This window comes from Hoyosella rhizosphaerae, from assembly GCF_014643175.1.
GTDB lineage: Bacteria > Actinomycetota > Actinomycetes > Mycobacteriales > Mycobacteriaceae > Lolliginicoccus > Lolliginicoccus rhizosphaerae.
In genome coordinates this window covers 19,018-40,648 of sequence record NZ_BMJH01000003.1, presented here as the reverse complement: position 1 = coordinate 40,648, position 21,631 = coordinate 19,018, and the positions used below count along the sequence as shown (strand labels likewise).

At 57.7% G+C, this 21,631-nt stretch carries 18 protein-coding genes and 1 tRNA gene; 12 read left to right on the top strand and 7 right to left on the bottom strand.

The window, feature by feature from the left end; translation table 11 throughout:
• Positions 1–105 precede the first annotated feature (105 nt).
• Positions 106–1,923: a DEAD/DEAH box helicase gene (locus tag IEW73_RS11920; protein ID WP_188675297.1), complete on the top strand. Its 1,818-nt coding sequence runs from the start codon at positions 106–108 to the stop codon at positions 1,921–1,923.
• 68 nt (positions 1,924–1,991) lie between these two features.
• On the opposite strand, the gene IEW73_RS11915 is transcribed toward IEW73_RS11920, so the two are convergent.
• Positions 1,992–2,747 (bottom strand): DUF8548 family protein, encoded by a 756-nt coding sequence (locus IEW73_RS11915; RefSeq protein WP_188675294.1) that lies wholly within the window; start codon positions 2,745–2,747, stop codon positions 1,992–1,994.
• A 163-nt stretch (positions 2,748–2,910) separates the two neighbouring features.
• Here IEW73_RS11915 and IEW73_RS11910 point away from each other — a divergent pair, with 163 nt between their 5' ends.
• Together IEW73_RS11910 and IEW73_RS11905 are read left to right on the top strand one after the other, a co-directional pair.
• Entirely contained in the window at positions 2,911–3,558 is a 648-nt protein-coding gene (locus tag IEW73_RS11910) for a hypothetical protein (RefSeq protein ID WP_188675291.1), read from the top strand.
• Between the two features lie 22 nt (positions 3,559–3,580).
• Positions 3,581–5,305 (top strand): hypothetical protein, encoded by a 1,725-nt coding sequence (locus IEW73_RS11905; protein ID WP_188675288.1) that lies wholly within the window; start codon positions 3,581–3,583, stop codon positions 5,303–5,305.
• Here IEW73_RS11905 and IEW73_RS11900 read toward each other — a convergent pair.
• The 3 genes from IEW73_RS11900 to IEW73_RS11890 all read right to left on the bottom strand — a co-directional run bounded on the left by IEW73_RS11900 (position 5,296) and on the right by IEW73_RS11890 (position 7,651).
• Entirely contained in the window at positions 5,296–5,862 is a 567-nt protein-coding gene (locus IEW73_RS11900; protein ID WP_307816189.1) for a Type 1 glutamine amidotransferase-like domain-containing protein, read from the bottom strand. The genes IEW73_RS11905 and IEW73_RS11900 overlap by 10 nt on opposite strands.
• 95 nt (positions 5,863–5,957) lie before the next feature.
• Positions 5,958–6,665 (bottom strand): AMIN-like domain-containing (lipo)protein, encoded by a 708-nt coding sequence (locus IEW73_RS11895; RefSeq protein WP_188675283.1) that lies wholly within the window; start codon positions 6,663–6,665, stop codon positions 5,958–5,960.
• A 101-nt stretch (positions 6,666–6,766) separates the two neighbouring features.
• Positions 6,767–7,651, bottom strand: a complete 885-nt coding sequence (locus IEW73_RS11890; protein WP_188675279.1) for a DUF4349 domain-containing protein — start codon at positions 7,649–7,651, stop codon at positions 6,767–6,769.
• A gap of 90 nt (positions 7,652–7,741) precedes the next feature.
• On the opposite strand from IEW73_RS11890, the gene IEW73_RS11885 reads away from it, so the two are divergent.
• The 4 genes from IEW73_RS11885 (at position 7,742) to IEW73_RS11870 (ending at position 12,854) form a co-directional block, all read left to right on the top strand.
• A complete protein-coding gene (locus tag IEW73_RS11885) occupies positions 7,742–8,857 on the top strand; it encodes a CobW family GTP-binding protein (protein WP_229675976.1) in 1,116 nt (371 codons plus the stop codon).
• Complete coding sequence (locus IEW73_RS11880; protein ID WP_188675278.1) at positions 8,850–10,505, top strand: hypothetical protein; 1,656 nt, start codon at positions 8,850–8,852, stop codon at positions 10,503–10,505. Before IEW73_RS11885 ends, IEW73_RS11880 begins: the two co-directional genes overlap by 8 nt.
• 557 nt (positions 10,506–11,062) lie before the next feature.
• Positions 11,063–11,398: a hypothetical protein gene (locus tag IEW73_RS11875; RefSeq protein WP_188675275.1), complete on the top strand. Its 336-nt coding sequence runs from the start codon at positions 11,063–11,065 to the stop codon at positions 11,396–11,398.
• Positions 11,399–11,648: 250 nt separating this feature from the next.
• On the top strand, positions 11,649–12,854 hold the full coding sequence (locus tag IEW73_RS11870) for an MFS transporter (protein WP_307816184.1): 1,206 nt from the start codon (positions 11,649–11,651) through the stop codon (positions 12,852–12,854).
• Positions 12,855–12,871: 17 nt separating this feature from the next.
• Here the strand turns inward: IEW73_RS11870 and IEW73_RS11865 are convergent.
• The 3 genes from IEW73_RS11865 to IEW73_RS11855 all read right to left on the bottom strand — a co-directional run bounded on the left by IEW73_RS11865 (position 12,872) and on the right by IEW73_RS11855 (position 14,653).
• Positions 12,872–12,944, bottom strand: a tRNA-Arg gene (locus IEW73_RS11865).
• A gap of 141 nt (positions 12,945–13,085) precedes the next feature.
• Positions 13,086–13,766 (bottom strand): DUF305 domain-containing protein, encoded by a 681-nt coding sequence (locus IEW73_RS11860; RefSeq protein ID WP_188675272.1) that lies wholly within the window; start codon positions 13,764–13,766, stop codon positions 13,086–13,088.
• A complete protein-coding gene (locus tag IEW73_RS11855) occupies positions 13,763–14,653 on the bottom strand; it encodes a thioredoxin-like domain-containing protein (protein WP_188675269.1) in 891 nt (296 codons plus the stop codon). Before IEW73_RS11855 ends, IEW73_RS11860 begins: the two co-directional genes overlap by 4 nt.
• Before the next feature lie 175 nt (positions 14,654–14,828).
• Between IEW73_RS11855 and argS the strand changes: the two genes are divergently transcribed.
• The 5 genes from argS to thrB are packed head-to-tail and all read left to right on the top strand — an operon-like array spanning position 14,829 to position 21,274.
• A complete protein-coding gene (argS, locus tag IEW73_RS11850) occupies positions 14,829–16,481 on the top strand; it encodes an arginine--tRNA ligase (RefSeq protein ID WP_188675266.1) in 1,653 nt (550 codons plus the stop codon).
• Entirely contained in the window at positions 16,478–17,896 is a 1,419-nt protein-coding gene (lysA, locus tag IEW73_RS11845) for a diaminopimelate decarboxylase (RefSeq protein WP_188675263.1), read from the top strand. Before argS ends, lysA begins: the two co-directional genes overlap by 4 nt.
• Positions 17,893–19,221: a homoserine dehydrogenase gene (locus IEW73_RS11840; protein WP_188675260.1), complete on the top strand. Its 1,329-nt coding sequence runs from the start codon at positions 17,893–17,895 to the stop codon at positions 19,219–19,221. The genes lysA and IEW73_RS11840 overlap by 4 nt, the downstream gene beginning before the upstream one ends.
• Positions 19,221–20,321, top strand: a complete 1,101-nt coding sequence (gene thrC / locus IEW73_RS11835) for a threonine synthase (protein WP_188675257.1) — start codon at positions 19,221–19,223, stop codon at positions 20,319–20,321. The genes IEW73_RS11840 and thrC overlap by 1 nt, the downstream gene beginning before the upstream one ends.
• An 8-nt stretch (positions 20,322–20,329) precedes the next feature.
• Positions 20,330–21,274, top strand: a complete 945-nt coding sequence (thrB, locus tag IEW73_RS11830) for a homoserine kinase (RefSeq protein ID WP_229675975.1) — start codon at positions 20,330–20,332, stop codon at positions 21,272–21,274.
• Positions 21,275–21,631 lie beyond the last annotated feature (357 nt).

The following is a 21,631-nucleotide window of genomic DNA, read 5'->3' as shown; positions in this document are numbered from 1 at the left end:
TGGTTTCTAGGTGTGGAGGTCTCTGGGTGGCGACCCCGGATGGAAAGCCCTAAAAGGCACCACCTGGTAATTGCGTTCTGCGCGAGGCAGTAGACTGTTACAACAATGAGTAATAGTGAATCCGGTGAGACAACGTTCGCCGGTCTTGGAATCGACGACCGCGTGCTTCGTGCACTCAGCGATGTCGGATATGAAACGCCTTCGCCAATTCAGTTGGCTACGATCCCTCACATGGTGGAGGGTCGCGACGTGGTGGGCCTTGCCCAAACTGGGACCGGTAAGACCGCGGCCTTTGCCACACCCATCCTTTCCCGTATTGAAGAATCTGATGCCTATCCGCAGGCTTTGATTCTCACACCAACCCGCGAGCTCGCCATTCAGGTTGCAGAGGCCTTTGGTAAGTACTCGGCGCACCAACCTGGGGTTCGGGTACTACCGATCTACGGTGGGCAAAGTTACGGAGTCCAGCTCGCTGGCCTGCGTCGCGGTGCACACATTGTCGTAGGTACTCCCGGACGTGTGATTGATCATCTAACGCGCGGAACCCTGAACATCTCCAAACTGCGCTTCGTTGTACTTGACGAAGCCGACGAGATGCTCAAAATGGGGTTCCAAGAAGACGTGGAGCGCGTGCTCTCCATGGCTCCTCGCGACCGTCAATCTGCCTTGTTCTCGGCGACAATGCCACGTGCGATCCGCGAGATCTCAAAGAAGTACCTTCGTGACCCCGCTGAAGTCACGATCAAGTCGACTACGAAGACTTCTGACACCATCCATCAACGGTGGGTCATGGTGTCACACGCTCGGAAGCTTGACGGTCTAACTCGATTCCTTGAGGTAGAACCGTTCGACGCGATGCTTATCTTCGTTCGGACTAAGCAAGCGACAGACGAACTCGCTGAAAAGCTCCGCTCACGAGGCTTCGCGGCAACGTCGCTCAACGGTGATATTCCGCAGGGCGTGCGCGAACGGATCGTCGGGGACCTCCGCAAAGGAAAGATCGACATTCTTGTCGCGACGGACGTCGTCGCCCGTGGGCTCGATGTGGAGCGAATTTCACACGTGGTCAACTACGACATCCCCACCGATAACGACTCCTACGTGCACCGCATCGGCCGTACCGGTCGTGCTGGGCGCAGCGGTGAAGCATTGTTGTTTGTCACCCCGCGTGAACGGCGCCTGCTGCGGTCGATCGAACGGTCCACAGGGCAGGTCATTGAGGAAACTCAGGTCCCAACTGTCGACGACGTCAACACTCAGCGAGTGGCCAAGTTTGAAGAAGCAATCACGGGGAACCTCGGTTCGCCCAATGTTGCAATGTTCCGACGCCTGATCGAGGGTTATGAGCGGGAGCATGATGTCTGCCTAGCTGACATTGCTGCTGCGCTAGCCGTGCAGACGACAGACGGTGGCAACTTCCTTCTTAAGCCCGATCCTATTGACAAGGGCGAACGTCGCGGCGATCGGGAATTCGATGATCGCGGGCGTGGTTCACGGTCGCGCGACGGAAACGATCGCGGTGATCGCGGTGATCGTGGAGATCGCGACAGGGGCAAGTCTGGTGGTGACCGCCGCCGGGGTGGGAACCCAAACCTCGCGACCTATCGAATCAATGTTGGTCGCAGGCAGAACGTAGCCCCAGGTGCGATTGTTGGCGCACTGGCCAATGAAGGCGGACTCAACCGTGGCGATTTCGGATACATCGATATCCGTGCGGACCATAGCCTGGTTGAATTGCCGGCTGACCTATCCAGCGAAGTCTTTGATGCGCTCAGCGACACTCGCATCAGCGGTGTCAAAATCAACTTGCGTGTCGATGATGGCAGCGGCGAACCGTCGCGAGGCGGCGGACGTGGTCGGCCAGACCGCGGTGGCCGCAAGGACGATCGCGATGATCGCCCGAAACGAAAGTTTCGTAGCTAGACAGCTGATCAGCTAGTGGTGAAGCCGGTGAGGACCTCTATGGTGCTTACCGGCTTTTCGCGTCGGAGCTAGTTGAGCTCGGTCGCGGCAGTCCACGGCATGATCACAAACTGCGAGTTTTCCAGGTCTTGATCAGCAAAGACGCGGTTTGATGCACTCCACCGGTGAATTGCTAGCGTCAAATCTTCGACGCTAGTGGACATGCGGTGCGCAACTTCATCGACTAGATAAGGGTCGTCTTTCCAGCGTGGCGCGATACCAGCAAAGAAGCGGCGGCATACCGCCAGCGATGTGGCCGGGTCAGGGGAACGAACGCCGGACAGCGCTAAGAGATAGTCCCAACTACTCGTGAAATCGTGATTGATGACGGAACGCCAGGCACGAACGACGAGTGCTCGCGTTTCGGAACAGGGATACATTGCAGCTAGGTCCGCGGTGGAATCGATCCGGAGACTATACAAAGCTTCCGCCGCGCGTTGAATAGATCGAGATTTCACAATTTGGGTCGGGGAGTGGTGCCTACGTCGGAACATTCCAACCTTGCCCGCCCACGAGGCGGCCGACCCAGCTTCTTCGAAGGTTCGCAGCAGATCCCGCACACCGCATGAGGTGTGTGCGGGGTTCGTATGACGTTGATATGCGGCAAATCGGTCAACCACGCCAATGGTTGCGGGGTAATTTCCGGCGGAGCTTTGCACGGCATCAACAATGCAGAGCGCCAAACTTTCGCGATATGCACCTGCGTGTGCCCAGCTCGAAGTTGCACCGAGGCGATAGTGGCATTCGGTCACAACGCGATCGAGCGTGTACGCAGGTAGATCCATCGTGGACTCACATTCGCAATCGGAAGCGGTCTAGCCTTAAGGGTACGAGCCCAGTCGTCTGCCGTCGACAACGTGACAGTTTTGGTTGTTTGACTGATACGTACGATCACAGTCGTCGACGCCGAGCCCGAAAATTGTCGGATGCTTCACGTAGCGTGCGCGCATGATCATCGTGAGCACGGGAGCAGCCGAAGCGCCCCAACAAAGCGATATGCCAGGGCGCGGTCCGCAGACTCGCTCTGTATTTGACCAACAGTGTCGTGGCTGGTCATGGGTTGATCACCTCGGACGAAGTGAATCTGGCATTGTTCGAGCCGACCTTCGTGCAGCGCACCTGCTCGCGATGCTTGGCGCAGTGGTGGCTCACCCGGGCGAAGGCCCGCTAATGGTGGAATGCTCCTCTGAATCCAGTGTCGCGGTGGTGAGCAGCGCTGTGGTGAGCGGCGCTGTGGGTATTGGCGCAGGGGGTATTGGCGCAGGGGGTATTGGCGCAGGGGGTTGCGGCGGAGCGGTCGGTTCGGTTGCTGACGGGGTAGGACGCTACCGCGCAAACGCGGCATTTGGTGCGCATGAGGCCCCCGCAGGTGAATTAAGCGAAGAGGAACTCAACGTGGTCGATCAAATATTTGCGGCGGTGCGGCACCGCCGCGGACCAGTGCGTTTTCGATGGGTTCGGGGCGGCGTGATGAGCGATTACTCAATGCGCGCCCACGCGCTGGCGGCGGAATCTGCGAGTACGCATCGTCCGCGTAAAACCGCGTGTTTGAGCACGGTTTCACGGAGCATGCGCGGTAGTTTAGCTGCGTGTTGACGTCGGAGTGCGGGGGAACGTGATGGCGAAACGTAGCGGTCAAATAGTTGGTGTCTCATTTATATCGGTTGCTTTGGTGGCCGGCTGTACCGTCGGGGAGGGCTCTGACGATGGATCGCCAGCGCAGGTACTGCAGCCCGAAGCCTCGCAGGACTCAGACAACCCAGACAGAAACCTTCCACTTGTGGTTTCGGATGGTGCTTCGGGTGTCGCTGTATCGGCATCGAGTCAGTTTTTTCGCCGCGCACCATTCGCTGTCGTTGCAGACCAAGGTGATATCGCAGCCGTAGTTCGCGCAGCCTCCATTGGCGTTGCGACATCGGTACCGGTGTTGCCTCTTGACCCTGCTGACGGTTCATCAGTGTTGACGGAACTGGAGCGCCTCGGCACCGCAACGGTGTTGGCGGTGGGTGACGTGCCCGAACTTGACGATGTCGAGATCATCACAGCACCCAATTCTGTTGGTCAACTCAGTGACTTGGTCGGTGTTAGCTTTGAGGAAACTGAGGTAAGCGGACTTGCTGAAATTGGGCCCGCGCTAGGTCGGTTAGACCCCTCGTCGCCCACGTTGTTGACCCTGACCGGTTCCGCCGAACATTCAGCTGATGCGCGGGATGCTGAGGAACCTGATGCTGACGAACTCGGCGCTGAAACGGGAGAGAACGGAAGCCTGCCAGAGTTCGGGCGGTCTGAACTAGCGAATCCGGTACTCGCACTTGTGGCAATAACAGACGGCGAATCCGGCTCGGACGCAGTGCAACACATTGCGGCGGCTGCCACCTCGAAAGCAGCCGGCGCGGACCTAAAAGTCCTTGGAGTTCCAGACCCGCGCGCGACAGGAGAGTCAGTAGAAGCTCTCCGTGAACACAGCGATTCCACAGTCGTGGCGATAGGCGATCACTTTGGTTCCGTAACCGAGTTGCGTGACCGCATCGAATTTGCGCTAACCGTGCCGGAGTTACCAGGTGGAGGGCAACTTCTATACCCAGGCCGACGGATGATCGCCCTTTACGGCCACCCCGGAGTTCCGGCGATGGGAGTTATGGGTGAACAAGGCCCTGAAGAATCAGTCGCAAGGGCCAAAGAGTTAGCTTCACAGTACGATCCCTTCTCCGACGAGAAGGTCATTCCAGCCCTCGAAGTGATTGTCACGGTGGCATCAGTAGACCCGGGCACCGACAATCAGTACTCGAACCGTTCGCGCGTTGACGATATCCGCCCATGGGTGGAAGCAGCGCGGGACACTGACACCTACGTTGTGCTCGACCTGCAACCGGGGCGCACAGACTTCCTCACTCAAGCAAAAATCTATGAAGAACTCCTAGCCGAACCACATGTAGGGCTTGCCCTAGACCCGGAATGGCGCCTGCGACCAGACCAGGTGCATCTTCGCCAGGTAGGGCAAGTGGATGCCAGCGAAATCAACGACGTAATCGAATGGCTCGCAGACCTCACCGCAGAAAACAACCTCCCACAAAAGCTGCTAATCCTGCACCAATTTCAGACACGCATGATCACCAACCGGGCCGATATTGACACCAGCCGTGATGAAGTGTCAGTTCTCATTCATGCCGACGGCCACGGTGTCCCTGAGCAGAAACTCGACACCTGGAATGTCCTCAAGCAGGACCTACCAGAAGGTGTATGGCTCGGGTGGAAGAACTTCAACGACGAAGATTCCCCCACCTTCACCCCGGAAGAGACAATGGATGTATCGCCATCGCCATGGTTTGTGTCCTACCAGTGACCATCCACGACGATTGCATCATCATCGCTTAAAGCACGAAAGGGCACGTCCTCCTGAGCGTATCGAGCAGCAAGCTGTTCAATACGCTCAGGATTTTCATGCCCAGGTGATCGAAAGTGCGGAACAATACGGAAGGGCACAAGGCCAAGACCGTCCCACATCAGCTTGCCATCGCCCACCATGGCTACCTCGTCGACATCGTCGCACAGCTCCAAACCATCGAGCGCTGGCGAAGCGATGCAAGCGCCCGCGCTGTACCCCCCATACGCGAGATTGCCGTCGATTACAGCCCGCCGGATTTCGGTGTCGGCCCCGCTCCGTGCCAGTTGCGAGCGCAGGACAAAGGTATTTCCACCCCGGACCCACAACAGATCATGCGACATCAGGGCCTCAGCCAATCGAGTGGCACGCGCACCTGGTTCAGCACGCTCAAAAAGTCGGAGATCAATTTCGGTGGCGCGATAGCCAAGCTGTGAAAGTGATCTTATTTCGCTCTGGACCGCCCACTTGCGGGCGGCTGGAGGCCAAGCATCTGCAGCATTAGCAATAACCCCCACCGATGCCGGTGGGGGTATGAGCTTGGTTAGTGAGGACGAATCTGCTCCGAAACGGTATGACGCGAGGAACAGTTTCACGGAGTGAACCAGGTCAGCTAGTCGCTGATATCCACCACAACGCGGGTGGGGTTTGTGAGGGTGTAGGTGCGGAACGGCTTTTGGTCACCGCGTATCCCGATGAAGAATTCTGCTGCGCCCTCGAAGAAGGTTCCCGCTTGAACTTGAGCTATTGACCCGCCGGCTGGCCCGCCGATTGTGCGTGGTCCTGCGTAGGGATCAACACCAGTGTCGAATGGGTAGCCCCAGCCGGTGACATTCAAGCCAAGGATCTGATCACCAGCGACGCTGATGGGGTCGCCCGAACCGGCAGCGAATGCTCCGGAAACGTACCGCGAATCGAAGCCCGGCTGGTTTCCCTGTCCGTCAAGTTCGATGACAACGCGACTGAAGCCATCATGTTGGCCTACCCGGATCGCGGTAACGCTCAGGAACGTCCCATCGCCGGAAGGTGCAGTTTGTGGGCTTGTTGAGCCATCAAAACTGGACTGTGGCTGTTGAGGCGCGGGCTCCTGAGCGAGTGGCTCCTCCGTGATGACCGGTGGTGACGGTACGTTCTCGGTGGACGTTGCGGCTTCATCAGGTAGGTCGGTGCCCGTGCTCGCTGATTGCGGCGAACTTGTAGGCGATGCGGCCCCAGCATCCTGCGAGGGGTCTTCAGATGGGGATGCAGAGCACCCGGCAACTGTGAGCGCAACCGCGACGGTGGCGGCGGTGAGCGTGTGTCGCGACAACCGTAGAGTCATGTCCTTATCGTAGGTTCCTGAGGGCTACAATTTTGCCTCGGAAGGTAACAGTTTGTGTGCATTCTTCTCGACGGACCGTGAACGTGCGGTAGGGGTTTCGGCTAACTATCATCCCGGCGCTTGACGAATAGTCGTACGACGAGGTAAATCACGAGTCCGCCGACGCTGAAGAATGCAACCCACGGGATTGATAGTCCAACGCCAACGATGGCAGCACGAACCGCTGTTAGCAGAGCTTCCCACCCTTGTTGAATTCCACTCATGAACCCAACTGCCGGCGTGGGGTCGCCTTTGGGGTTCTGTTCGATAAACAGTCTGAGGGTCGACATGTCTACTTGGTCTGCGAGATAGGCGCGACGTGACTGGAGGCTCTCAAGTTCCGCTTGCCGCTGAGAAAGGGCATTTTCCGCAGCGATTAGGTCTTCTGCGGATGTGGCGTTGTCCATGATGTCGCTGAGCCTCGCTACAGACCGCGTTAGAGCCTCAAGGCGAGCATCGAGGTCCACTACTTCGGTGGTGACGTCGGTGCTACTGATGGAAAGTTCCTCGACGGTTCCGAGCGGCCGAACTTCGTCAATTAGATCGTCGAGTGAAGGAGCAGGAACGCGGATACTGAGAATTGCCGAACCGCGCCGAAACTCGGTTTCTGGCCGTTCCGTCCGTTCGTCGACTCGTCCGTCGAGTTGCGCAACAATAGTGATGGCGTCTTCGGCGCTGCGTATGGGATCGTCTACCCGGATACTCATGGTAGCGCTGCGTATGATTTCGCGATCTTCTGCGATGCCGGTATCGCTGCTCGGCGGCCCTGTCCTACCTGGTTCTGGCATCGCCTGCCCGTCCCAGGACGTTGATTCGTCAAACCGATCGGGAGACGGAGAAGTAATGATGTCGCCGCCCCCGCATGCTGTCGATGCGAGAACCATCAATATCATCACGATCGCCGCAACGGGGCGGGCGGCGTGGCGACGGAGCAAAGCGGAGTCCATATTGTGTAAGGTACGCCCGCTGAGCCAGTTCGGGAACCTCGGTTGTATGTCCGTAATCTTGGAGTGGGCGAATCTTGGAGGTGGGCGAGAGTGAAGTCGCTTCCCGTGTTTGTCATTGCCGGGTATTTGGGTGCGGGAAAGACAACCCTGCTTAATCACTTGTTGCGCAATAGCGCTGGAATTCGCATGGGTGTGCTGGTCAACGATTTCGGTGCGATCAACATTGATGCCATGTTGGTGGCTGGACAGGTTGACAGCATGGTGTCGCTGAGCAATGGGTGCATCTGTTGTGAGGTCGAGACTGAGGATATTTCTGATGCGATCGGTGCACTAGCCGATGTATCTCCGCGGCTCGATGTAATCGCAGTGGAAGCGAGCGGTGTCGCTGACCCGTCTGCACTCGCGCAGATAGTGATGAAAGCTGCGGATACTCGATTCCACTATGCCGGCATGGTTCTGGTTGTAGATGCGGTGGAGTTTCGAACTTCTGAAGTAGGCAACCATGTGCGATTCGCAGACCTAGTTGTGGCCAACAAGGTGGACAAGGTTACAGATGCTGAAATTGACGAGCTGAGAACACTGGTTCGTTCGCACAACACGTCAGTTCCTATTGTTTTCACGACGCGGGGGATTCTCGACGCTTATGTGCTAATGGAACCGATGAGGCAGCCAGACGTCAAGACGAGAGCGCACCAGATGTCATTCGACGAATTGATGCGCGAGCTTGAATCCGCCGAGGGGCACAGTCATGAGGGGCACAGCGCTCACGGACACGGCCATGAAACGACCTCGGGGCACCAGTTTCAAAGCGTCTCTTGGACCACCGAATCGGTGGTGCATCCAAGATTTTTGATGGACTTCTTTGAACGTCGTCCCGCTGGAGTTTTTCGCGCCAAAGGTGTGGTTCACTTCGGAGAATTCGGGGATGGCGCACAATACGTTGTGCAACTGGTGGGCTCGTCGTTGCAGTGCGAACGGCGTGCTTGGCCAGCGCGTGGTGACCGAAGAACTGAATTGGTGCTGATTGGTCACGGAATGGATGATGCCCAGTTGGTCGAGGACCTTAACGCCTGTGTTGCCGAAAGGCCTGGGCCGAATGATGAGTACGCGATTCTTCGAGTGTTGCGTTACGTGGAGGACGACACCTTAGCGACTGAGTCCTCAGCGACTGACGCCTCAGTGACCGGGGCCATTAGCTTTGACTAGGTCGATCGGTGCCGTCAGACCTATCGACCGGGACAGCGCTGCTGTGTGCGCGACCCACGTCGTGACAGCGGATGAGATTAGTGGCGACTACCTGCGCACAATGCCCGACTTGGAACCGTTTCTTGTTGACTCAACATGGGAGCTTCCGCAAACTCGCACGGCATCAGGTGATCGGGAGCTTTCGGTCTATTTGGCTAAGGGCACATTGCGGAATTTTTCACCTGGGACCTTGCTTGTCGTGCAAATTGATGGCCGCACACTGAGGGTGCGTGGCGTTGATCGCAGAGATGTCGTGCGTCCTCCCGCACAGCTTCGTTCATCAATGCGCCGTTTCGTTCGCGACAACACCGCAGAGCCGGGCGGTCTCGGGGCCCTCGTGCATCATGTGCGACAGAGTGAACCAGCATTGTTCAGCGAACCTACGTTGCCGCTAACGGAATTGTTGTCGCGATACTCAATTGCCCGTTGTGGAGATCTACTTGCGCTGGACGATTTTGACTTCGACGCGTATCTGCGTGACGAGCGAGTGCGGGAACTGGTTTGCTCCTTCGATATTGGCGTAGACGAAGCTACGGCTGTGGACGCGATGCGCAACGTATTGGAGTTTCAATCCTCAGGGTCATGGGATTCTGAGGCTGAAATAGCGGCGTTGGCTGAGCACGCCGCGAGCATTGATTCTGCCCAGGCGTTGGCAGCAGTGGTGGCGCCGTGGCTCTATGGGGTGGACTCGGACGGAAGTTCGCTCCAGCAGACTGAGGTGCTAGCTGCATGCGTCGCTGCGGTGAGTGCAGCCGACACTAACGGTGCTCGAGTGTTGCTGTGGATATGCGCGACACTGAGTTCCGTATTGGGCCACCCGTTGCAACTGCGCACATACGCCGATCGCTTGCTCGCGGAGTCGCAAGGTTGGGCTCCGGGCCTTGAGTTGGCCGCTGGAGTCGCTATCGACGCGGGCGACTGCAACGTCGCCCGTACCTTGCTACGCGAGTCGAAGGGTCGGAAGCAATTCTGGTTTTCTAACCGCGGTTCTGAACTGACTAAGTATGTGGGTCCCGATTCGGATATCAGTGCCCTGGGGTCGACAGGGTCCGTGTTGTTTAAGGCTCGTCGATTTGCCCTTGAAGATGGGCCGTCGCGCTTGTCGATGTTGGAAACTGCTGAGCGCTTGTGGGGTGGGCCTATTGACGGCCTGCCTCCTGATGTCCTTCTGGCACTTCGGTCTGACCCGAAGGTTGTGTCGTTCGGACTGTGTGAAGGGGGCCTGCTCCGCAGGTTCGCGCAGTGCCGGTGTGCGCTGCTTCCCGAGGCGGAGCAACAGGTGTTCGATCGGGTTGGAGTCTCTACTCATAAGTTGTGTCGAGTTTTCGCAGCGGGGGGAGCGGAGCCGCGTTCGGTCGTTGTCGAAGACAAAGATGGCGTTCTGATCGAAGGTGTGCTGCTTCCGGATGTCCCTGTGCCTCAGGTTGGTGTGCTGTGTGTGGTGTGGATGGCGGAGATTCCAGTGACGGACTCTGTCAGAGAAGTGTTGGCGCTTCATGCACTTCCGGAGGGCGTGAGTGCGACGGTTGTAACCGAAGACTCCGAAGTGGCAGAGGTTATCGGTGCTTTATTGCGTACTGAGTACGCGTTGCAGCATGCGACCCGCTGAGACGTGTAGCGCTCAGGCTGGTCTGCACGTATTCGGTCTTGCGAAAATCACCGACGCGTGAGTGTACGCCGAATTCAAGCGATAGCTAGGCCGTCACAATTAGGTTATAGAATTGCACTTGCGTTGTAACAACAATGTTTCCAAAGTCAACTTCTGTCACATTAGTCACACGTTAACTGCGGAACATTTCGGCTTGATCTGAATTATCGTTTCTATACGGGGCTCCGATCTTGAATATAGCAACAAGCTGTAGCTAATTGAAGTTTTAACCAAACGCGCAGGCAGTTGTGGGTAGCCCTGGCCTGCAGGGCTGGTTCGCGAGCGACCGGTGACCCGCTGGTGTTACCTACTTTATTAAAGAAACTCTAAGGGAGTTATGGGAGTGTAATAGGGATTACAAAGCGTTATCTGTGCGTATTGTAAACATTACTAAACGGAGGTGTTTATCCATGTCAATCCCGGCTAGTATCAATTCAATCGACGTAGTCAAAACTAAAAGTATGAAACCTACGTCACGGAAGCACGGCAGTGCGTCTGCATAGTTAGGGAGAGAAAACATGGTCGCGATGACATCGGGTACCCGTGAACTTGTGAGGGCAATCCTCGACTATGAGCGGGCAGACAAGGCCACCGATCATGAACTTATCGACGCCATTCGTAGCGGCGATATCGAATACTGGATGGACGCAATCGAAGCCTCGGCGCTCTTCGCGCCCGGCGAACTTCGTCGCATGCGTGCACTCTTCGAGACGGAACCTGAAGAACTTGTTGCGGTTCTCAGGGAAGGCACTGACGAGTTGACCGACCGGCGAGGAACTGTAAAGCGCCGCGACAGTTGGGTTACGGGAATGGCTGCGCGATCCGGGTGCATCGGTAGCGCATCCGCAATGTAAGCAGCAATCCCAAATCTGACTCAGCCCCAGACTGGAACCCGCGTGGCGGGGCGACACCAAGGTGTTGCCCTGCCACGCGGGTTTTGGCGTTCAATAGCGCACATTCGTCCGTGGTCGGTCTGATGCCACAAAATCGGGTTCGCTGGAAACACCTGCTGTACTACGCCGACCGCACCAATGCTGTTGGGCGACGCTAAGAAGTCCATCACACATGTGATTGAGGAACTTAAAGCGCTGTAACCTCGGTCCGGTGGACAACGACACCTCCGGCGGCAGCGACCAGCACACTATGCGGCAAATCCGCGTGCTGGTCGCTGCCGCCTTCGTCATCGCAATCGGCTACGGTCTCATCGCCCCTGTGCTGCCGGGTTATGCCCAGAGCTTCAACGTGGGCATCACAGCAGCGTCAGCGATCGTCAGCATATTCGCGGTAGCGCGACTGCTCTTTGCACCAACGAGCGGTCAACTGGTGCAAAAGCTAGGGGAGCGGCCCGTCTATCTGCTTGGATTAGCAATCGTTGCGCTGTCGACCGGGGCGAGTGCAGCAGCCCAAAACTACTGGCAGCTCATGGTTTTCCGCGGTCTGGGCGGCATCGGTTCGACGATGTTCACCATTTCAGCGATGGCTCTGATTATCCGTCTGGCACCGCCGGACAAACGCGGCCGCATTAGCAGCCTCTACACGTCGGCATTTCTCCTCGGAGGTATAACTGGGCCACTGTTGGGTGGTCTATTGGGCGGACTCGGCCTACGAGTGCCATTCATCGTCTATACCGTTGCCCTGGTCATTGCGATCGTGGTCGTGCACACGCAGCTGAAGTTCGTTGAGGGGGGCGACGCCGCGCGCGCTGTGGACCGCGAAGTGTTTCCATTTCGCGAGGCAATCCGCGACCCAGCTTACCGAGCAGCTCTGTTTACTAACCTCGCTCACGGGTGGGCCACGTTTGGGGTGCGGGTTGCCATCATCCCCCTATTTGCCCTCGCCGTGTTCACTACCGGACCTGTTCTTGCGGGTCTTGCCCTCGCGACATTCTCGGCAGGGATGGCGGTAACCCTGATCACGGCGGGAAAACTGTCTGACAAGATCGGTCGTAAACGCCCCACAGTGTTGGGCCTGTCCATCGCAGGTATCGCCACAATGGTGCTGGGGATTTCAGACAACACGATAGTTTTCTTGGTTCTATGCATCATTGCGGGGATCGGAACCGGCTTTTTTGTGCCAAGCCAGCAGGCGGCTGTGGCCGATCTCGTTGGTTCGGACCGCAACGGCGGAAAAGTGCTCGCCGCGTATCAAATGACAGCTGACCTTGGAGCGATTCTCGGGCCTGTCCTTGCCGGGCTGATGGCTGAATACATTTCGTACCAGGCGGCGTTCGCGTTCACCGGCGTCATGCTGTTACTCGCTGCGGTGTACTGGATATTCGCGCCGGAAACCGTCACAGCAAAACGTGGATGAAACACCGGAAAGATGTGTGCCCTCGGCAGGATTCGAACCTGCGACACCTGCCTCCGGAGGGCAGTGCTCTATCCCCTGAGCTACGAGGGCGTTGGTTGGCTAGCAACCACCCGAATAAAATCAGCCTTCGTGACTGACGTCGGGCGGAGCTAGCCTAACGCATCCATGAGGAAAATGCGGAATCGACAGTCCACGATGCGTGTCTGGAAATTCATTCCCCAAATGTTCGGATTACCCGAACGGAAGCGGTTCGGCACCGCGATCCGCGAGCATGCGTTCCATCAACGCAATTTCCTTGTTCTGACCTTCGCTCATTGACCTCGCGATGTTCAAAACCACAGGGGTGTCTGCATTATCAATCGCGTACTCCAGCATGGAAAGTCCGCCCTGGTGGTGGCGCAACATCAGCTGGAGGAACAGGGTGTCCTGGTCGTCCCCACGCGCTTGCCGGAGGTTGGACATGTCTGCAGCGGTGGCCATTCCGGGCATTGCGGCGGCATCCGCACCCATATCGGGGCTTTCATGTCCCGCGTGCTCGTCAGCAGGCATCCACGTCATATAGTCACCCGCGGCCCGCCTAGGCTGGTCCCACACATCTAGCCATGCCTGCATTTGCCCAACCTGGTTTTCTTGCGCCGTCAAGATGCCGAAGGCCAGAGTGCGCACGGAATCGTCATCTGTGGTGCTGATGACCGCAGCAGACATTTCGACCGCTTGTAGATGGTGAACAGTCATGTCCTGACTGAACCCGATATCCACTGAGTTCGGCCGTGTATTCGCATTGCCGCTCTCGCTACTACCGCTCAGCGTGAATCCGAGAAGAAATCCAGCTCCGATGCACAGCACAGCCCCGATTACAGCGAGGGGGAGTGCTCGACTCCTCCAACTATTGTCCCTATGCGATGCGCTCATTCAGCGGGCTCCTCAAACGCTGGGTCCTCGGCGTCCATCGGGAAGTCACCTTCGAGGTCTAGTTCACTGAGGTCAAGATCCTCAAGTCCGGGAATCTGCGACAAGTCATCCAGTTGAGGCGCGGCGCCGCTACCGTCCATTTGCACAGCGTCCGGACCAAGTGGTGACGGATCGAAAGGATTTGGATTGTCAGGTTCGAATAGCCCAGGAACGGTGGCGCAGCTTTCACCTGGTTCTGGACTCAGCGTTGGGTGAAGGCGAAGGGCACCGATGAAGTGGTTAATGCGAGGGTCCTCGGCGCTGTCGAGGCGAAGCTGGCGACCCCACGATTGCATCGAAATTGGCGATTCCTGGCCCGGGAACGGAGACAAGAACATGTAGGTCTGACCAGAAACGCGGTTGCGGAGGCGCTCAATGTCGGCTTCGTCAGCCAAATCGGGCTCGTAAGTAATCCATACGGCACCGTGTTCGATGGAGTGAACCGCGTTTTCGGTACGAATGGGTTCGTCGTAAACGATCCCATTGCAGGTAGCCCAGGCTTCGTCGTGTGGACCGCCAACTGGAGGAGTGTGGTCATACGCAACTCGTTGGCCAGCCCGAACGTGAATGTTGCTCAACTCTTCGACAATGGTGATGCCCTCGATGTCCCGCGACGGGTCGGGGTTGTCAGCGGATGGCGACCAACTGTCGATTTCGCGCGAATCTTGGTAGCTCGGAAGTACTGCGAAGGCGATGATCGCGATCAGCGCGATAACGCTGACAATTGCACCAATCCCAAGCCACGGAATGTTGATTCCGGTCTGCAGCCCCTTCGACTTGGGACCAGAGGATTTTCTCTTCACAGCCTTGAGTGCTTTAGCTGACTTGTCATTTTTGCCGCTGGGCATTGTGATTAGGACTTTCTTTGCAGTGCCATATGGGATGCCGACATGTGATGTTTACGTCACACGGACCGGGCTTGCTCGCTACTAACTGTACGGATCGGCTGGCTGATTCGCAGTTACCGCCGCGTCTGTCGGCGCATTTAGCAGTTGGCAGCAATGAGTCATAGGATAAGTGCCTGTGACCCCTGCTGACCTTTCTGCCTTGTTGCGCCGTGCCGCTGTCGATGTTTTGAACCAGCGCGGATTTGATGCCTCCGCGGTTCCTGATCTCGTGGTTGTGGAACGCCCACGCAATCCGGAACATGGCGACTACGCCACCAACGTCGCATTACAAGTAGCGAAACGAGCAGGTACCACGCCACGCGAACTTGCATCGTGGTTGGCGACTGCAATCGCTGAGGCGGACGAAATCGCGTCGGCAGAGATCGCCGGTCCGGGATTTCTGAACATTCGGCTGGCGGCGGCTGCGCAGGGGCAGATCGTGCAGAAAGTCCTCGAGGCCGGTGTGAACTACGGGCGCGGCGATTCGCTGGCAGGTGTGAAAATTAACCTTGAGTTTGTGTCGGCCAACCCTACGGGGCCGATTCACCTGGGTGGTACGCGTTGGGCTGCCGCGGGCGACTCCCTCGGGCGTGCTTTTGAAGCACAAGGCGCCGAAGTTACACGTGAGTACTACTTCAACGACCACGGTGCGCAGATTGACCGGTTTGCGCGCTCGTTGGAAGCTGCCGCCTTTGGACAGCCGGTGCCAGAAGATGGCTATGCAGGTGAATACATCAACGAAATCGCCGGACGAATTGTCGCTGAAACGCCGGGCATTGCCGATCTTCCCGAGGACGAGCGGCACGAGGCTTTTCGAGCTGCCGGCGTAGACATGATGTTTTCGCACATCAAACGAACGCTGCACGAGTTTGGCACCGACTTTGACGTGTACTTCCACGAAAACTCGCTGTTCGAGGACGGTGCTGTTGACGCAGCGGTGTCGGACCTGAAAGAGAACGGCAATCTGTACTTCGACGACGGCGCATGGTGGCTGCGCAGTTCGGACTATGGCGACGATAAGGACCGGGTCGTCATCAAATCTGATGGCAATGCCGCGTACATCGCCGGAGACATCGCCTACCTGCGAAACAAGCACGACAGAGGGTTTGACCTGTGCGTCTACATGCTTGGTGCTGATCACCACGGCTACATTGCGCGCCTGAAGGCTGCGGCAGCGGCATTGGGCTACGACCCCAACACTGTCGAAGTCCTTATTGGGCAAATGGTTAGCCTTGTGCGTGATGGGAAACCCCTGCGGATGAGCAAGCGCGCCGGCACAGTCATCACCCTTGATGACCTTGTTGATGCCATCGGTGTCGACGCGGCACGGTACGCGCTCACCCGCTCATCGTTTGACAACACCCTCGACATCGACCTTGAACTCTGGGCGAGTGCGAGCAATGAGAACCCCGTGTACTACGTCCAGTACGCCCACGCCAGGCTGTGCTCCATTGGGCGCAACGCTCGCGATCTCGGAGTCACCGCAGATAATCCATCGCTTGAACTGCTCACCCATCAACGGGAGGGCGACCTCATCCGAACGCTGGGTGAGTTCCCCAACGTGCTTGACGCGGCAGCGAAATTGCGCGAACCACACCGGATTGCCAGGTACCTCGAAGATCTAGCTGGGGTCTACCACCGGTTTTATGATCAGTGCCGGGTGCTGCCTCAAGGGGATGAGGAACCGGCTGCCTTGCATACCGCACGGCTCGCATTGTGCGATGCAACCCGACAAGTTTTGTCCAATGGTCTAGCCTTGCTAGGCGTGACAGCACCGGAGCGAATGTGAGCGCACATCCAGCAGGGCCAATGCACGCGGAGATTCCCCATGCCCCGGGCCTAGCCGAACGGCCATCGGCGCCAGAACACCTTGCGGAACTCGATGACAAGGTGTGGCCCCGGAACGTCGTACGCAATGACAAAGGCGTCGTAGAAGTTGCGGGCGTATCCGTGACTGAGCTAGCCGAAAAGTATGGCACCCCCCTGTTTGTGATTGACGAAGCGGATTTCCGTTCGCGGTGTCGGGAGATGGCTGACGCTTTCGGTTCCGCCTCCCGAGTGCACTACGCATCGAAGGCGTTTCTATCAACCCATATCGCGAGATGGATTGCCGAAGAGGGGCTATCACTCGACGTGGCGTCGGGTGGTGAACTCGCGGTTGCACTCCATGCAGGCTTCCCTGCAAGTCGGATAGCGATGCACGGCAACAACAAGTCGGTGAAGGAACTCGAAGCAGCGGTTCACAATGGCGTGGGGCATGTCGTTCTTGACTCGCTGATGGAAATTGACCGACTCGATGCTGTGGCTGCCGAACATGGCGTCGTTCAAAATGTGCTCATTCGCATCACCGTGGGCGTAGAGGCACACACGCACGAGTTCATCGCGACAGCGCACGAGGACCAAAAGTTCGGCTTTTCCCTCGCTGACGGCTCAGCAATGGAGGCTGTTCGGCGTGTATTTGCCACAGACCACCTGCGCCTAGTCGGGCTTCACAGTCACATCGGTTCGCAAATCTTCGAAGTTGACGGTTTTGAGCTTGCCGCCCACCGCGTCATTGGTCTGCTCCGTGACGTTATTGCGGAATTTGGGACAGCCAAGACTGAGCAGATCAGCATTCTGGACCTTGGTGGCGGTTTCGGAATTTCGTACCTGTCGAGCGACGACCCGCCGCCGATCGCAACCTTGGCCGCGAAACTGCACGAAATAATTGCAACGGAATCCGCCCGTGCCGGGATTGCCGCTCCCACCTTGTACGTCGAGCCAGGCCGCGCGATCGCAGGGCCTGGAACATTTACACTGTACGAAGTTGGCACACTGAAAGACGTCAAACTTGGTGCTAGTGCACATCGGCGATACATCAGCGTCGACGGTGGAATGAGCGATAACATTCGCACGTCGCTTTATGGCGCCGAATACGACGTACGAGTCGTATCGCGGCGCAGCGAGGCGACGCCTGTGGTTGCGCGAATCGTCGGGAAACACTGCGAGACGGGTGACATTGTTATCCGTGATACCTGGATGCCAGACGATGTCACCTCAGGTGATCTCCTCGCTGTTGCGGCGACGGGTGCCTATTGTTATTCAATGTCGAGTCGCTACAACATGCTGGGGCGTCCAGCGGTGGTCGCGGTTCGTGACGGACAGTCCCGGGTGATTTTGCGGCGGGAAACGGTAGAAGATCTGCTCAGCTTGGAGGTCGAATGAGTAGCGAACAGACCAGTGGCGTGGTGCCCGAGCGAGCTCTCGGAATTGCCGTTCTCGGTTTAGGAAATGTCGGAAGCGAGGTAGTTCGCCTGCTGTCGGCGCATGCCGATGATTTTCAGGCCCGTGTTGGTGCACGGCTTGAGTTGCGCGGCATCGCAGTTCGCAATGTGAACGCCAATAGGGGAGTGCCGGTAGAGCTGCTAACCGACGACGCTGCCGCCCTCGTGGCCCGCGACGACGTCGATATTGTGGTTGAAGTTGTCGGCGGCATTGAACCTGTGCGGACGCTGATACTGAACGCACTGAGCAGTGGAAAATCGGTTGTTACGGCCAATAAGGCGCTCCTTGCGGACTACACAGGTGAACTTGCAGCTGTAGCTGACGCCGCAGATCTTGACTTGTACTTCGAAGCCGCAGTTGCAGGCGCCATCCCCGTTGTGCGCCCACTCATGCAGTCACTTGCTGGTGACAGGGTTGACCGTGTTGTTGGCATCGTCAACGGCACCACCAACTTCATTCTTTCCGCCATGGGTGACACCGGTGCGGACTACGGCGAGACCCTCGCAGAGGCAAGTCGACTCGGATATGCAGAAGCGGACCCAACCGCGGACGTGGAAGGCTACGACGCCGCAGCAAAGGCCGCGATCCTTGCATCCATCGCGTTTCACACGAGGGTTACCGCCTCCGACGTATTCCGCGAAGGAATCACCAAGATCACTGCGGAGGATCTCGCCTCTGCCGCAGATCTAGATTGCACGATCAAACTGCTTGCGATTTGTGAGCGCGTCACCGACGATTCCGGCGCGGAACGCGTCTCTGCTCGTGTCTACCCTGCACTAGTTCCGCTTGAGCACCCGCTCGCGGCGGTCAACGGCGCATTCAACGCTGTCGTAGTAGAGGCTGAAGCCGCAGGACGGTTGATGTTCTACGGCCAAGGAGCCGGGGGATCACCCACCGCATCCGCAGTGCTCGGCGATTTGGTCAGCGCGGCCAGAAACAAGGTCCATGGCGGCAAGGGACCAGATGAATCGATCTATGCCAAGCTGCCAATCATGTCCATCGGTGAAACCCCAACGCGGTACTACCTGCGTATGGAGGTAGCTGACCGCACCGGGGTACTGGCCGCTGTCGCACAAGAATTCGCCAACCACGGTGTGAGCATTTCGACTGTCCGGCAGACCGGGCTTGAAAACGCCGCAACCCTGGTTGTTGTCACACACCGCGCACCAGATGATGCGCTATCCAAAACAGTAGCGGCACTGCAGAGCCGAGATTTCGTCCACGCTGTACTTAGCGTGATCCGACTGGAAGGTACGTCAGAATAATGACCGGAGCGATCACCGCCGCAACGTCCGGACCAGTGCACAGCGGTTGGCCAGGTCTCATCGCGGCGTACCGAGACAGGCTTGCCGTCGGAGACGACTGGGAAGCCGTCACCCTGCAAGAAGGCGGCACACCGCTGCTTAAAGCTTCATACCTATCGCAGTTGACTGGCTGCGAGGTATACCTCAAGGTTGAGGGGCTAAACCCCACCGGGTCGTTCAAAGACCGCGGCATGACCATGGCGGTGACAGATGCTGTCGCCCGAGGCCAAAGTGCAGTTCTGTGTGCATCAACGGGCAACACGTCTGCATCGGCTGCAGCCTATGCAGCAAAGGCCGGAATTGCATGCGCAGTACTGATCCCGGCCGGCAAGATTGCTATGGGCAAGCTTGCTCAATCTGTCATCTATGGCGCGAAGATCATTCAAGTTGATGGAAACTTCGACGACTGCCTGGAATTGGCGCGAAAAGCGACAAGCGAATTCCCACAGATCGCTTTGGTTAACTCGGTTAACCCAGCTCGCATCGAGGGGCAGAAGACCGCTGCATTTGAGATTTGCGACGTTCTCGGCCGGGCCCCTGACGTGCACGCGCTACCAGTAGGCAATGCTGGAAACATCACGGCCTACTGGCGGGGGTATAAGGAATATCAGCAGGACGGCCTCATCGATAGCACTCCAAGGATGCTGGGTGTGCAGGCCGCAGGGGCAGCTCCACTGGTTCACGGCGCTCCCGTGAAGAACCCCGAAACCATTGCCACCGCTATCCGTATCGGTGCGCCCGCATCGTGGGACGGCGCTATCGCAGCTCGTGACGAATCGGGCGGGCAGTTCCGCGCGGCCACGGACGAGAAGCTTCTCGAGGCGTACCGACTCATCGCGTCGAAGGAAGGCGTGTTCGTTGAACCGGCATCGGCGGCGAGCGTGGCAGGACTTCTGGCTGCACGTGAAGACGGCTGGATCGAGCCCGGACTTACTGTCGTGTGTACCGTGACCGGCAATGGGCTTAAAGACCCTGACACGGCGCTCCACGGGATGCCCGAAGTTGAAGCTATTCCAGTAGACCCAGTCTCGGTGGCTCGTGCCCTCGGACTGGCCGAATGACCCGAATGATGACGTCAGCACAGCTAAGCGTCACTCTCCCCGAGGGCACACAGGCCACAGTTGAAGTGCCAGCATCGAGTGCAAACCTCGGCCCTGGCTTCGACACCCTCGGGTTAGCGTTGGGGATGCATGACCGGATCTCAGTCACCGTCGCGCACGCAGGGTTGGACATCAGCGTCGGTGGAGCGGGAGAAGGTGAAGTGCCGCTCGACTCATCCCACCTCGTCGTTCGGTCTCTCCAACGAGGTCTTAGCTTTGCTGGCGTAGCAGCTCACGGGCTCAAGATTCACTGTGAGAACGTCATTCCACACTCGCGCGGCCTAGGTTCTTCCGCCTCCGCAGTGGTTGGGGGACTAGTTGCAGCGAATGGGCTCATTGCCCAGGTAGCGCCGGAACGCACGCTGTCCAAGGCTGACCTCGTCCAGCTCTCATCTGAGTTCGAAGGGCACCCGGACAACGCGTCTGCCAGTGTGCTTGGCGGTGCCGTTGTGTCGTGGACTGAACCGGCGAACGGTGGGAATGGGCCACAGTATTTTGCTACACGGCTCGAAGTGCACCCAGATATTCGAGCGTTTGCAGTAATACCAGAAGTGAGGTCATCAACGTCGCACACCCGCGGCTTGCTGCCCATGCATGTCACACACCGCGACGCGGTTTTTAACGTGAGTCGTGCAGCTCTAGTAGTAGTGGCATTGACGCAGCACCCCGAACTGCTCATGGCAGCGACGGAAGACAAGCTTCACCAGCAACAACGTGCATCTGCGATCCCGGTGACTACCCGTTGGGTCGCTCAACTCCGTTCAGCTGGGATAGCGGCGATGGTTTCCGGTGCCGGTCCAGCGGTTCTCGCATTGACTCGGCAGGACATTCCAGCCACACTGGTGGAGCAAGCTGCTTCTGAGGGGCTGAATGTTGTTGAACTCGGTATCTCGGATGGCGCACATCTCGTGTAATCCCCGCGTCATGTGACAGGCGGCGTGTCAAATCTGTTATTGTTCTCAATGGATTTATCCATATACACGCTGTTTCAAAGATCACCACGTATGTGCGTCGCATGGTTGGTGTTGCCCTCTAGATTTCATGCAAGTTTGAGGTCTTGGCACATGATCAAGTATTGCGCGTAGCCCGCGTTGGCGAAGGTCGATGAAATTGCAGCAACTCGATTCCCTCCCGGTCTTTTCGTATGACAGTGACCGCGACAAAGCAGGACTCCCCACATGGTAAACGTGTGGTACCTCGGAACCCGGATCAGAAACTGGGTTACGGGAAGAGCCTCCACCTCCGAACTCGGTGCGTGGGGGGACGAAAGG